The sequence below is a fragment of the Wolbachia endosymbiont (group B) of Apotomis betuletana genome (assembly GCF_947250475.1).
Classification (GTDB): domain Bacteria; phylum Pseudomonadota; class Alphaproteobacteria; order Rickettsiales; family Anaplasmataceae; genus Wolbachia.
Map to the genome: position 1 here is coordinate 513,990 of NZ_OX366320.1, position 14,587 is coordinate 528,576.

The 14,587-nt window shown below is 32.1% G+C and carries 11 protein-coding genes; 9 read left to right on the top strand and 2 right to left on the bottom strand.

From position 1 onward, the window contains the following. Positions 1 to 114: 114 nt before the first annotated feature. The 9 genes from OOK82_RS02280 (at position 115) to OOK82_RS02320 (ending at position 12,011) form a co-directional block, all read left to right on the top strand. The gene (locus tag OOK82_RS02280) at positions 115 to 864 is read left to right on the top strand and encodes an NTP transferase domain-containing protein (protein ID WP_264704396.1); all 750 of its coding nucleotides are present in this window, start codon (positions 115 to 117) and stop codon (positions 862 to 864) included. Between the two features lie 125 nt (positions 865 to 989). Then, on the top strand, positions 990 to 1,943 hold the full coding sequence (locus OOK82_RS02285) for an NAD-dependent epimerase/dehydratase family protein (RefSeq protein WP_264704397.1): 954 nt from the start codon (positions 990 to 992) through the stop codon (positions 1,941 to 1,943). Further along, on the top strand, positions 1,900 to 4,227 hold the full coding sequence (locus OOK82_RS02290; RefSeq protein WP_264686620.1) for a glycosyltransferase: 2,328 nt from the start codon (positions 1,900 to 1,902) through the stop codon (positions 4,225 to 4,227). Before OOK82_RS02285 ends, OOK82_RS02290 begins: the two co-directional genes overlap by 44 nt. Then, the gene (locus OOK82_RS02295; RefSeq protein WP_264686621.1) at positions 4,188 to 5,864 is read left to right on the top strand and encodes a WG repeat-containing protein; all 1,677 of its coding nucleotides are present in this window, start codon (positions 4,188 to 4,190) and stop codon (positions 5,862 to 5,864) included. The genes OOK82_RS02290 and OOK82_RS02295 overlap by 40 nt, the downstream gene beginning before the upstream one ends. A gap of 4 nt (positions 5,865 to 5,868) precedes the next feature. Further along, positions 5,869 to 6,858: a phytanoyl-CoA dioxygenase family protein gene (locus OOK82_RS02300; protein ID WP_264686622.1), complete on the top strand. Its 990-nt coding sequence runs from the start codon at positions 5,869 to 5,871 to the stop codon at positions 6,856 to 6,858. Beyond that, positions 6,859 to 8,634: an ABC transporter ATP-binding protein gene (locus OOK82_RS02305; protein ID WP_264704243.1), complete on the top strand. Its 1,776-nt coding sequence runs from the start codon at positions 6,859 to 6,861 to the stop codon at positions 8,632 to 8,634. A 1-nt stretch (position 8,635) separates the two neighbouring features. Beyond that, positions 8,636 to 9,685 (top strand): threonine aldolase family protein, encoded by a 1,050-nt coding sequence (locus tag OOK82_RS02310; RefSeq protein WP_264704650.1) that lies wholly within the window; start codon positions 8,636 to 8,638, stop codon positions 9,683 to 9,685. Beyond that, complete coding sequence (locus OOK82_RS02315) at positions 9,682 to 10,725, top strand: threonine aldolase family protein (RefSeq protein ID WP_264704244.1); 1,044 nt, start codon at positions 9,682 to 9,684, stop codon at positions 10,723 to 10,725. The genes OOK82_RS02310 and OOK82_RS02315 overlap by 4 nt, the downstream gene beginning before the upstream one ends. 140 nt (positions 10,726 to 10,865) lie before the next feature. Next, complete coding sequence (locus tag OOK82_RS02320) at positions 10,866 to 12,011, top strand: MFS transporter (RefSeq protein WP_406721478.1); 1,146 nt, start codon at positions 10,866 to 10,868, stop codon at positions 12,009 to 12,011. A gap of 17 nt (positions 12,012 to 12,028) precedes the next feature. Here the strand turns inward: OOK82_RS02320 and OOK82_RS02325 are convergent, their stop codons facing one another. Continuing rightward, positions 12,029 to 13,336: a UDP-glucose dehydrogenase family protein gene (locus OOK82_RS02325; protein ID WP_264704246.1), complete on the bottom strand. Its 1,308-nt coding sequence runs from the start codon at positions 13,334 to 13,336 to the stop codon at positions 12,029 to 12,031. Between the two features lie 39 nt (positions 13,337 to 13,375). Then, positions 13,376 to 14,275 carry a DMT family transporter gene (locus OOK82_RS02330; RefSeq protein ID WP_264704247.1) on the bottom strand — a complete coding sequence of 300 codons (900 nt, stop codon included), beginning with the start codon at positions 14,273 to 14,275 and terminating at the stop codon, positions 13,376 to 13,378. Positions 14,276 to 14,587: the final 312 nt, after the last annotated feature.

Below are 14,587 nucleotides of genomic sequence, written 5' to 3' on the forward strand. Positions count from 1 at the left end.
AAATGAAACTCTAATGAGGGTGCCAAGATCTAGAAAATATATAAAAATTACAGTGGACTTTACATCTTACTAATTATAAATTAACTTACTACCTAATCAATTCCTGAGTTATGTATGAGTAAAATTTTGATAATATTAGCAGCAGGAAAGAGCAGTAGAATGAATTCTGAATATTCAAAAGCGTTGCACCAAGTGGGAAATCTTACTCTTTTAGAACATATAATTTCTAATGCAAAATCGCTGAGTCTAAAAAGCTTATCAATTGTTGTTAACAACTCCCTTCTAAAAGATTTAGAAAACTTTGATACTCTAAAAAGTATAATCGATCAATACAATATAAAACTAATAATTCAAGAAGATATTACAGGTACTGGCACTGCAGTTAAAATTGCTCTAGAAAATCTGGAGGAGTTATCTGATCAAGACATAGTTTTAATACAGTACGGAGACACTCCTTTTATATCTAGCGATACAGTTATGAAAATGACTGATTGTTTAAAGTATAATAATTTAGTTCTTCTTGGATTCAATAGTCAAGATGAACAATATGGAAGATTAGTAATTGATAATTATGGAAATGTTCAAAAAATCCTAAAAAATGGAGATAAAATGCTTCTTGCAAACTCTGGAATAATGGCTTTATATGCTAAAGATCTCTTTACCTTAGTAAAAGAAATAAAATTTAATAATTCGACCAATGAATATTGTCTTAATGATATAGTGCCCATTGCAGCAACCAATAACTTGAGTGTAGGTTATGTAGTTTCTGATGAAAGAGAAGCAATGGGAGTAAATAATAAAGAGGATTTGATTAAAGCCGAACACTATTTTCAAAAAAAAAGGCAGCCAACTCTTCTTTCATAATCACATTTTTTTATTCATTAATTTAAGTTGACATTTGTTTTATACTGATTTTATAATACCTTTTGATTCTTACTTGTAAGATAATTGGTACGACAAATTTTCCTAGTTGTAGTGAGAGGGTATACATGGGGATATTAATAACAGGTGCTGCAGGTTTGATAGGGTCGACCTTGGTGAAAAAGTTAGAAAACCAAGGCCATGAAGTAATAAGCTGCGATATTAGGTTTCGCGATAATCCACTCAGTTTTTTTTTAGAAGATGTAGTACCACTACTTGCTAAGTGTACAGGAATTATTCATCTGGCTGCAATTTCTCGAGTTATACATGGTGAACTTTATCCTCAACTGTGTCAAAAAATTAATGTTGATGGTACAATGCAGTTTTTAGGGTTATGTAATTCACTTCCAAATAAACCGTGGTTTATATATGCAAGTAGTAGGGAAGTCTATGGAGAGCAGAAGGAACTGCCGGTTACAGAATCTGCTAGTATCAATCCAATAAATAATTATGCCAAAGGTAAAGCATTTATTGAGAAGCAAATAACAAGTTTAAAAGATTTTAATGTAGCAATATTACGCTTTTCAAATGTATACGGTGGTTTACTAGATCATAACAGTAGAGTAATTCCTGCACTCTGTATTAATGCATTAAGAGGTGATCCAATTAAAATAGAAGGTAAAGAATGTGTTTTTGATTTTACCTACTTGGATGATGTTATAGAGGGTATATGCTTAACTGTTAAATATTTACAAAGTGAAAAATCTTCTCTTCCTGCTATTCATCTTACTACTAATAGCCCATGTACTTTAGAAAACTTAGCAAAAACAATATTAAAAGTCACAAAAAGTGATTCTAGAATTGATTTTTATCCTCCAAGAAATTTTGATGTAACTAAGTTCCATGGTGATTTTACTAGAGCTAAAGAGCTACTTGGTTGGTCTCCAAAGCATTCATTAGAAGTAGGATTAAGCAATTTTATAAAAAGTCTACAAAACAATACACAAGAATATCCTAACAATATAGATATGGTAAAATATGAAAATATTAAAAGTTATTCATGGTTACCCTCCTTATTATAGTGCTGGTTCAGAGGTTTATAGCCAAACTCTTGCTCATGAACTAGCAAATAACAATGAGGTACAAGTATTTACTAGGTATGAAAATAGCTTTTTACCTGATTTTTATTACACTACAGTACTAGATCGTAGTGATTCACGAATCTTACTGCATTTAATTAATATACCCATAACTAAATATCGTTACAAATTTATTAATGAAGAAGTAGATATAAAATTTAAAAGAGTAATAGATAACTTTCAGCCAGATCTTATACATTTTGGTCATCTTAATCATCTATCAATTACTTTACCAGAAATTGCTTTTAAAGAAAATATACCTACAATTTTTACGCTACATGACTTTTGGTTAATGTGTCCAAGAGGAAGGTTTATTCAACGCAATTCTGAAGATTTATTACGGCTTTGTGATGGACAAAAGGATCAAAAATGTGCAACCCAATGTTACAAGGGATATTTTACAGGAGATGAAGAATTCCTGAATTTAGACCTAAATTATTGGGAACAATGGGTTGCAACTAGAATGAAGTACACAAGGAAAATAATAGACTATATAGATTACTTTATTTCCCCATCGAAATTCTTGATGGATAAATTTACTCAGGATTTTAATGTTCCGATAAACAAAATTTCTTATCTTGATTATGGTTTTGATCTCAATCGTCTTAAGAATAGAAATAGAGTACAAGAAAAAGAGTTTATTTTCGGTTATATTGGTACTCATACTCCCGAAAAAGGTGTTGACCTATTACTAAAGGCTTTTTCTCACTTACCATCTAAAGCAAAACTTAGAATCTGGGGAGCAGCAAGAGAAGAAACTAAAGCTTTAAAAGCAATTGCCGATCAGTTTTCACCTGTTGTTAAAGAAAGAATAGAGTGGATGGGAAGTTATGATAATAAGAATATAGTTACTGACGTATTTAATAAAGTCGATGCAATAGTCGTTCCTTCAATTTGGGGTGAAAATTCACCGTTAGTAATACATGAAGCACAGCAACTTAGAATACCAGTTATAACAGCCGATTATGGTGGTATGGCAGAATATGTAAGAGATGGACTATTATTTAAGCGCAGAGATGCAAGTAGTTTGTCAGAAAAAATGCAAGTCCTATCTACAAATCAGGAGTTATACAATAAACTTACCCAAAAAGGCTATCCTTATACTGAAAATGGAAATATACCTTCTATAAGTGAGCATACTGAAAAACTTAACAAGATTTACCGTAATGCTATTGAAAAGAAAGGCAAATCAGTAGCTGTTAAACCCGGTCCTTGGAGAATTACTTTTGATACTAATCCAGATTACTGTAATTTTGCTTGTATAATGTGCGAATGTTTTTCACCATACAGCAAAGTTAAAGAAGAAAAGAAAGCTAAAGGAATAAAACCTAAGATACTGTCGATAGAAACTATCAGAAAAGTAATTAAGGAAGCAGCTGGCACACCTTTAAGGGAAATCATTCCTTCTACTATGGGTGAGCCTTTAATGTATAAAAGCTTTGATGAAATAATCAATTTGTGCCATGAGTTCAGCCTTAAGCTTAACCTCACAACCAATGGTTCTTTTCCTATTAAAGGAGCTAGAAAATGGGCTGAACTATTGGTACCAATTTTATCTGATGTTAAGATTTCCTGGAATGGGGCAACTAAAGAAACTCATGAAAGAATCATGAAAGGTTCAAAATGGGAAGTAGTGACAGAAAATTTAAAAACTTTCCTTGAAGTTAGAGATAAATACTTTAGCGATACAGGTGAAAGGTGTACCGTTACTTTACAATTAACATTTTTGGAAAGTAATTTACATGAACTCTATGACATAGTTAAGATGGCCATAAAAAATGGCATAGATAGAGTTAAAGGACATCATCTTTGGGCACATTTTGAGGAAATTAAGGATCTATCTATGAGAAGAGATGAATTAGCAATTAGTAGATGGAACACGGAGGTGAGAAGGTTATACGAACTTAGAGATAATATGCTATTGCCAAATGGTAAAAAGATAAAATTAGAAAATTTCACAATCCTTTCTCAAGAAGGTATTAAGGATTTGGCTCCAGGTGGTCAATGCCCATTTTTAGGTAAAGAAGCATGGATAAACAATGAAGGAAAGTTTAGTCCTTGCTGTGCCCCAGATGAACTCCGTAAGACATTAGGAAATTTTGGTAATGTTAATGAGGTTAAACTCGAGGAAATATGGCAGAGTAGTGAGTACCTAAGCTTACAAAAGAATTATTTAAATTACAAATTATGCAAAACATGCAACATGAGAAAACCTTTGATCAATTAATCAAAGATAATCTTAGATCTATTAAAATTTCACCGTGTGAGAGGTTTCACGAGTTGCTAGGAAATCCTTTGTATGAAAATAGGTTTATAAAGGTTGGTAAATTTCATGAGCCCGTTCTTGCACCGGTTTATGATCAGATAGGCGCTTATCATATCAATGTGAGAGGAGAAGCAGTTTATCATCATAGATTTCTAAAAACTTTTGGATTCTACTTTAATAGAGCGGCTGTAGAAGATGATACAGGGTGTTACCATATTGATTCATCTGGATGTAGAGTATACAAACAGTCGTATCAATGGATTGGAAATTATCAGGAAGATGCTTGTGTAGTTAGAAGACATGATAAATGTTTTCATATTAATTTAAATGGCAACAGGATTTATCAGGAGGAATATGATTATGTTGGAGATTTTAAGGATGGTATCGCTGTAGTCTATAAGGATAGTAAAGCTACACATATTAATCATCATGGAAAGTTAGTACATAATAAATGGTATAAAAAACTTAATGTTTTTCATAAAGGGTATTCTATTGCAGAAGATCAACATGGTTGGTTTCATATAGATATTAATGGTGATCCTGTTTACCAGCAGAGATTTAAAATGGTAGAAGCATTTTATAATGGGATGGCAAAAGTTGAAACTTTTGAAGGTGTGTTAGGACAAATCGATATTACCGGAAATGTAAAGTTTAGTATTTTTGATTTAGGTAAAGAATCTCAAGTGCATAGGATTTCTGCAGAACTTTCAGCCTTTTGGAAAACTTACCTAACAAGCGTTGCTATTGAACTTGATTTGTTAAATATTTTACCTGCAACTACGCCAGTTTTATCTAAAAAGTTAAACATTATCGTACCAAATCTAGAAAGGCTGTTAAGGGCGTTGTGGGAAATAGGGTTTATTGATTACGATAAGGACAAGGACTTATGGCAACTATCATCAAAAGGTAAGTGTTTTAAGGGAATACCATTTTTGCCAAAAGCAGCAACGATGTGGGCAAGAGTTGCCGCTGAAAAGAATTGGTTAAATATTGCCGATATACTAAAACAGAAGTCAATCTCTTCATTTGAATCTTTTAAGGAAAGAGAAGCATCAGAAAATAAGAAAATAGCGTTTTACCAAGCATTGCTAGGATATTCTAGGTTTGATACTAAAGAGTTTAATTCTAGAATTAATATAGATGATGCTAAGAATATATTGCTATTTGGTGTACACTCTTTATTTCTTGCTTATTCTGATATACACAATAAAGGTTCTATAGGCCTATATAACGAACATAAAGTACCAAGACAGTTAGTAGAAAATTTAAAAGTCAAACTTATAACTCAGGAAGAACTATCAGTTACAAATTATGAATTAGGTGTCTTTTGCCGCTTTCTACAGCACTATGATGATGATAAAGTATTGTCTTATTTAAAATTGGTCAAAGGAATATCTCGTATTTTATTGATAGAAACTATTTTAGATTACCGCTCTCCAACTGGAGGCTCTGTAGATATTAATGTCATGGTTGAAACAGGAGGTAAACTAAGAACATTAAACGATTGGGAAAAAATACTCAAACAAGTAAAAGGATTCAAAATTTTTGCTGTTTTACCTTTAACAGATTACTTATCAGTTATTGATGTCAGATGTTAATCACATGGAAACATTACAAAAAAATGGTTTTTTTATTATCAAAAATCTGGTTCCTTTAAAGCTAATAACTCAGTCTTTAAGTGATATAACAAATAAAATATCAAAGCTATCCCAAGAATTAAGTGTTTCAACTTCTGACTACTTAAACTGTACCGGCAGATGGGGCATGTTATCTCAAGTAACTAGAATTATCTCTCAAGCATTAGATAAAATTATTAAAAATTACCTTGAAAAGTCACTTCAGTGTCAGATACTGCAGAAAAAATCAAATGTTATATGTAAAACTGCTGATTTAATAGATGCAGTTCCCTTCCATCAAGACATCTCCTATAGTTTCGATGATCCTTACCACTTTTCCGTTTGGTTAGCTTTGAATAATGTCAGTGAAACTTCAGGTGCACTACAAATTATAGAAAACAGTCATAAATGGAAAATACAGCCTTTAGTTGATTTTTGGTACCCATATTTTTTTGATCAGTACTCAAATAACCGAGAAAATTACAAAATTAAGTCACTACCTATTTCAGCAGGAGATGCAATAATTTTTGATTCACGGTTATGGCATGGTAGTGATAAGAATACAGATGCTAAAGATAGATTTGCTTATGTAACAAGGTGGATTGTAAAAGATCAAAACCTTCCCTATGTGCCAAAACCTCAGCCTTCAGTTTTTGGTATACTCAATTGTGGTGAGTTAACAGAATCTATACTGAGAGAATGCTTGTCATTATTTGGCTACCAGGAAAGTATAAAAGCAAAAAACATGGAAGAACTTATCAAGAGCTGGTTAGCCTTTATTACAGACACAACTACAAATATTTCTGAGATCGACACTACTAAGGCTAAGCGAGATTTATATAAGCTACTTATTCTCAATCAAGCATCAGCACTACATGATGCTGGAGACATCTCAGGAAAAATATACAAAAATTTATGGTTTTCACTACTTGTATTTCTCAATAAAAAAGTCAACGTAGTGGAGCTAGCATTATAAATGAACAGAAGTAGAGTTGATAGCTTCAAATGTGTATTGATGTTCATCCTGAATATAGTATCTAAATTCAAACTTAATGTACTTATAATGTCTTTAGTTGCCCTGGTGGTAGCTGTTGATTTGTCTTTTAGAAAGTATTTAGTAAAAAATATTCTAGATACAGCTGTAAAATATCAGGAAGGTAATGTAATTGAAAATCTTTTATTACCTGTAAGCGCTTATCTTGGTATGGCATTACTTATCACTACTGCTTTTAGATTCTATGGCTATTTTGTTGACATTCGAATGTTTACCTTAATGCGTCAAAAGATAGCTGATATGTCTTTTTGTAGGCTACTCCAACACGACCATTCCTATTATCAGAACAATTTATCTGGAAGCTTAGTACATAAGGTCAGTAACTTAATGGATAGTGTGATAGAGTTAATAAGATTGCTTATAGATTGTTTTTTCGGTTACAGCATAGCATTAGTCTTAGCTATTTATACCTTATCATTAGTAAACATAAAATTTGCAATCGCTACATTCACTTGGGTAAGCATTTTTATTTTAGTATCGATTTTCAGCTTTCGTGTACTTACTGAACTAGCTGATAATTACTCTAAACAAAATTCACAAGTAATAGCTAGTATAGCAGATAGTATTTTAAATGTTATATCAGTAAGGTTATTTTCTCAGCAAGCACATGAGAGACACAAATTTTTTCAAATATGCAAGAAAAGAACTATTGCAGAGAGAAAATTACAATGGGCATACTTTTGTCTTTGGTTTATATATGGCTATTCATTCGATATACTCCAAGCAGTAAACTTGTATTTTTTAATTCATGATTATCAATTGAACAAAATCGCAATAGGAGATATTGTTCTTGTACTTGGAATTAATATATCGATTATAGAGTTTCTTAACCATCTAACTAGGAATCTTACCCAATTTTCTACTCATTTCGGCAAAGTTTCAGATGCATTGCCAATCTTGACTACCGTACCAGAAATTCAAGATAAGGAAAATGCTAAAGAATTAAATTTATTAAGTGGAAGAATAACGTTTAACAATGTTTCTTTTTCTTATGAAGGTAAGGAGCCATTATTTCAAGATTTCTCAGTTACCATTAATCCTTGCGAAAAGGTAGGTCTAGTTGGTTATTCTGGAGGTGGTAAATCTACTTTTATAAACTTAATTCTAAGGCTATTTGATGTTAAAAAAGGTAATATACAGATTGATAATCAAATAGTATCAGAAGTTACACAGAGTTCTTTGAGGCAACAAATATCTGTAATACCTCAAGACCCATTGTTATTTCATGATACTATTTTAGCAAACATCATATATGGTAAACTTCAATCTACTATAGAAGAAATAATGAGAGCTGCAAAGCTGGCTGGTATTCACGATTTCATTATGACTCTACCAGATCAATATGGAACTACAGTTGGAGAAAAAGGCATCAAGCTATCTGGAGGAGAAAGACAAAGAATAATAATAGCCAGGGCATTTTTAAAAAACGCTCCAATATTATTTCTCGATGAACCAACTAGTCAGTTAGATTCTATAACAGAAAAAACAATTCAAATGAGTTTATTTAAACTGATGAAAAATAAAACTACGATTACTATAGCACACCGTATTTCTACACTTTTACACATGGACCGAATTCTAGTATTTAACAAAGGAAAAATTGTCCAAGATGGTAAACACGCTGAACTAGTTTCTAAGCACGGTCTTTATAAAGAACTTTGGAATGCTCAAATTGGTTGTTTGAATGGCAAAAAATAAGATGGAAAAAATTATTGATCTGAGAAGTGACACTACAACTCTGCAGAGCTCCAACGTTATACATGCAATAAGTAATGCAACTGTTGGAGATTTTGCTTATGGTGAAGACAAAAGCTGTAATGACTTATCAGAATATTGCAAACAATTATTCAAAGTAGAAGAAGCATTATTTGTAACCAGCGGTATGCTTGCAAATAGATTAGCCATTGCCAGTCAAACAAGTCCTGGTGATGAACTAATAACTCATTATAATTATCACGTTAATTTTTTCGATAGCGCAGGCAATGCAAAAGTAAATAATATCGTATTTAATTGTATTAGAAATAATAGCGGAATCTTAGATGTTGATGAAGTAGAATATGCTATTAATTCTAAGCCGAGGTATAAAATTTTTGCTCAGGTGAGTCTTGTTTCTATAGAAAATAGTATAAATGGGTTTAATGGTAAAATTTATCCTTTTGAAAAACAAGTTGAGTTATATCACTTTTTAAAAGCTCACAATGTAAATCTTCATTTAGACGGTGCAAGAATATTTAATGCTCATATCGAAACAAATATTGCTTTAGCAGATTATGCTAAATATGTGGATACAATGAGCTTTTCTTTTACTAAAGGACTTGGCGCTCCTTTTGGTTCAATGCTTATGGGTAAAAGAGAGATAATTGAAAGGGCTAAAAAGCTACAGGTTTGGCTAGGTAGTGGTTATCATCAGATAGGGTATTGTGCTAATGCAGCAAAGTATGTACTACAGAACAATATTTCTAGGCTTAAAGAAGACAATAAACTCACCAAACTGTTTGCAGACAAGATTAAGGAAATTCCACACATAAAACTGGTACTACCTTATCCAGAAACTAATATAGTAAGCTTTAGTATAAAAGCACTAAATGTAACTAATGAGGTTTTCTTGAGTAAGTGCCAAGCTTATGGTTTATTACTTTTTCCTTGGCTCGAGTCTCATATAAGAGCAGTTACCCATCTTGGCACAAAGGAAACAGACATCATGAAAGCTGCTGAAATTATAAAGGAGGTTGTGTTAAATTTAATATGAGAATAAAAATAGATTTCTTTAGCGATTCAAACACTGACCCTTCAGCTAAAATGAGGGAAGCGATGGCTAAAGCAAAAGTTGGAAACGAAGCTGCATGTGAAGATCCAACTGTAAACGAATTAGTGGCAACCGCATGTAAAATATTAGGTAAACCTGCAGGAATCTTTTTGATTTCAGGAACGATGTCCAATGTAATTGCTTATAAAGTACACATTCAAAGACCTGGTGATTACTTGCTGCTTGATGAAACTTCACATCCACTCATAGTACAATCTGGCTTGATCGCAGCCCAGGCACATGCCACTCCTTTGCCCATCAAAGGTACGAGAGGAATATTTACTGGAGAACAAATTGTTGAGTTTATTACTCGTCCTAGTTTAAGAAATATTCCGAGAGTTGGGCTTGTTTCTATCGAACAAACGACAAATTTTGGTGGTGGAGCTGTGTGGCCTTTAGAATATATTCAAGAGATCTCAAGTCTCTGCAAAGAGAATGACGTATTCACTCATTTAGATGGAGCAAGACTGTTCAACGCTTGTGCTCATACTAAAATATCTCCAAAAGAGTATGCAAGTTATTTTGATTCGGTATTCATTGATTTTAGTAAAGGATTAGGTGCTCCAATGGGCGCAATATTGCTTGGAAGTGAAGAGTTTATTGAAAAAGCTTGGTACTATAAGTTTCAAATTGGCGGAGGTATGCACCAAGCTGGCATTATTTCAGCTGCATGTTTATATGCTTTACATAATAATATAAATTGTTTAGAGGAAGATCATAAAAAGATGAAGCACCTTATAGAAGGCCTAGACTCCATAGATCAAGTTATAATTGATATCGACCTATACAAAACTAATATAGCGTATTTTTCATTACGTACTAATTGTATATCTACTCAAGAATTAATAAACGTACTAGTTACAAATTATGGAATTAGAATGGCTAACATAAGAGGTAAAATCAGAGCTATAACACATAGAGATATAAGCTATGAAGATATTAATACTACTGTATCTGCTATAAGAAAGATACTAAGTAAGTAATTTTCTGCACTAATTGTTTGCAAACTTCTTGTCAAACAATATTATACCAATATAGTATTATGCTAGCATCTGCATAGAGCTATTTGGGAATAGGTGTGAACTTTGTCTTCTTTCAATATTTGCTATTCTTCTGTGGATATATGCTGCTTTATTTATCAAGACAAAGTATACCAATTGCTCTACCACTGTTAATAGATACTGACCATGTAAAATTAAGCTATTTTTTTGCCTGCTTTTCTTTTTTTTATGGAGTATCAAAATTCGTTAATGGAATAATCATGGACTCCAAAAATAATCCATTATTTATGTTTGGGCTATGCAATATTGCAACTGGATTATTAACCATTGGTATAACTTTATCATATAATAATCTAACTTTATTACTGTTAACATTAATATTATTAGCTTGGACACAAGGGTTAGGTTGGCCAGCTATTACCAAGTTTATGGTTACAAACTCTAGCATCTCTTCAATTGCATCATCATGGGGAGTTATGAGCGCATCTCAGCAACTTGGTTCTTGTGTTACTTTGATTATATTACCAAGCATAATTAAAATTTATGATGCAAAAAGTGCATTTTTGTACTCTGGTCTCTTATGCTTACTTTTTGGAATTTATATAATATTAAAAGCATATTACAAAGAAAGTGCCAACTTTACTACCTATTATAAGGTGCAAAAATCTCAGATAGGTATCAAAGTGAAAAGTTCTATATGGTTTCTATGTTGTGCTACTTTTTGTGCTTATATTATAAAAATGGGAATCTTCTTTTGGTTTCCTATAATTTTAAAGGATAAATTACAAATTTCTCTTGTACAATCCTCACTAATAACAGGCGTATATGATTTAGGTGGAATCCTTGGAACTTTAATCACAGGAAGAATTAGTGATATGTACTTCTTTCAAAATAGAAGCTTGCTGGCATCACTTTATATGTTGGGTATAGCACTCACTTTTATTGCAATGAACTTTGGTCAAAATATAATTCTTATGAACCTTGGTGCAATCTTATCAGGATTCTTTATATTTGGAGTGCAAGTACTGACAGGTGTTATAGCTGTAGAAATTGCTCCACAAAATAATGTATGTGCAATTGTAAGCTTAACAGGATTATTTGGGTATATTGCAAGTTCAATATTTTCATGCGTGCTCTTAGGAGTGCTTGTTAAGCACTGTGGTAACAGTATTATGTTTTCATTTTTTTCCATTTGCTCTGTTGTTGCACTCGTTTGCTTTTCCATACTATCAAGCAAAGGCCTTAAAAAACTAAGTAAAGCGGTGTAAAAAACATTTCTCAACAGTTAAACTTTGTAGATAGATTTTTTACCCAAGGAATAAACATGGTAACCATATCTTAGTAACAGCTCACTATCTAATAAATTACGGAAATCAAAAACATTAGGTGCAGCCATAATACTCTTTAAACTTGCAAAATCTTGATTTTTAAATTCTTTCCACTCCGTTAACAATAACAAGGCTTCCGCGTCCCTTGCAGCCCCTATAGCATTGTCTGCGTACTCTATATCCTTTAGAACTTGCCTAGCATTATCCATCCCCATTGGATCATATGCAGTAACTTTAGCCTTGTTATTCACTAACAATTGTGCAATATCTATAGCTGGGCTATTTCTTACATCATCAGTACCAGACTTAAAAGTTAGCCCCCATATCGCTATTTTTTTATTTTGGACTCCATTTAATACATATTCTACCTTTTTAGCAATGTTTGTTATATGATTATAGTTAGATTCCTTAACTGAATTTAAAATTTGTAGCTTAACATTGTGGTCTTCAGCAAGCCTTATTAAAGCTGACAAATCTTTAGGAAAACATGATCCTCCAAATCCTGGACCAGCTTTGAGAAATTCCTTACCTATTCTATGGTCCATTCCCATACTGTTAGCTAAAAGGTCAATGTCTGCTCCTAATAGCTCACATAAACCTGCCATCTCATTGATAAAAGCAACCTTTGTTGCTAGAAAGGCATTAGAAGCATATTTAATCATTTCAGCAGTAACTGTATCAGTGACTATTAACGGAATATTCTTATCTATAAATGATCTATATATAACTTCTAGTTTTGCCCTAGCTAGCTTAGTTTTTACTCCTATTATTATCCTATCTGGGTATAAAAAATCTGATACTGCAGAGCCTTGCTTGAGAAACTCTGGATTAACTCCTAAATCAAAGTTATAGCCCTTATTAGATAAATAATTATGTATATTTTCTGCAGTACCAGGAGGAACAGTTGACTTTATCACTATTAAGCAATCTTGATTAACTCTCTCAGAAACTTCACTTACTGCATTATATACATTCTTTAAATTTGCATTTCCTAGGGAGTCTGATGGAGTATCTACAGTTACAAATACTACTTCTGCATTGGGATTTATTTGAGAATACGAATCAAAAAATCTTATCCTTTGTGACTTTATATTATTCTCTAAATAATCTGCTAATCCAGGTTCATATAAGGGAATTTTCCCTGATTTCAAAAGTTCAATCTTCTCAGTATTTATGTCAATGCAATCAACTTTATGGCCCTGCTCCGATAACATTGTACCAGATACTAATCCTACATACCCTACTCCTATAATAGTTATGTGCATTTTACTATCACCTTAAAAATGTAGCTTAAATAAATACCATTAACAATTATAAACTTTTGTTGTTACATTATTTTGCTTAATTGCCTTACCTTTCGAATAAATTATAAATAAGGTTGATGGTATTAATATCAAAGTACCATATAAAGCACTTTTATCAGGTAATTCATTAAATATAACGTATGTTACTATTGCAGAAATTATTAGCTCTATGTACCTATAAGGTGCAAGTGCAGTAGCATCAGTAAGAGTAAAAGCTTTTAACATAAAGAGCAAAATTAGATTTGAATTAATTCCCAGAATCAGCAGTAATATTAATTCCAACAAGGAAGGCATATGCCAATAAAATAACAAAGGTGGAGTAGAAAAAATAGTTGTCGTTAGAGCTGAATAAAATAACATACTTATTACTGACTCTTTTATCACAAGTTTCTTATTAAGTATGTCTAATATAGCAAAGATTAACGCAGATACAATAAAAATAAGAATTTTAGGATTAAAGTCTTCACTATGAGCTTTGGTGGTAATAGCAATACCAACAAAACCAATAATAGTTACTATCCATCTTTGCCAAATTATATTTTCGTTTAGTAAAGGGATTGCAAGAAGTATAACAAATAATGGTATAGAAAAACTTATAATCGTTGCAGTTACTATGGGGAAAATACTCAATCCATAGGTCCATAAGAACATTCCACAAAACAACAATGCACCTCTAGTTATTTGAATAGATATTTGACTTGTTTTAAAAGCTTCCATTCCATAGTAAAACATAAAAGGTACAAGGGTAATAGTGGTAAACAGAAAGCGGAAAAAAATTATTTCAAAACTCTGAAGATGTAAACTTAGATATTTTGATATAGTATCATTAGCTACACTACTAAGTAAGCTAAGTATAAACCAGATAACCCCAAACAAATAAGCTCTCAATCTGTAATCCATAAAGCTTCTGATTTAATAGATACGATGTACTCATATAATTTTACTACAAAACTAATAATATAAAAGTTTTCTGATGTACGTCCCCAGAATGTGATCGTAAGGGTTCATTATAAATAATTCGGGAAATTTCGTCTCTTTAGACATATTAAGAGCTATGTAACGAACGTTTATATTTGTGAGTAATAGTAAGGCTCAAGGTAAGGAAAATGCTAGTGAGGTAAAGTAGAATAACGTTAATTTGATAATTTAAGCTCATTCCCTCTTGCTACATCTCTCTTTAATATCTCCTCTTTTGCAGCAGGTCTATAATTA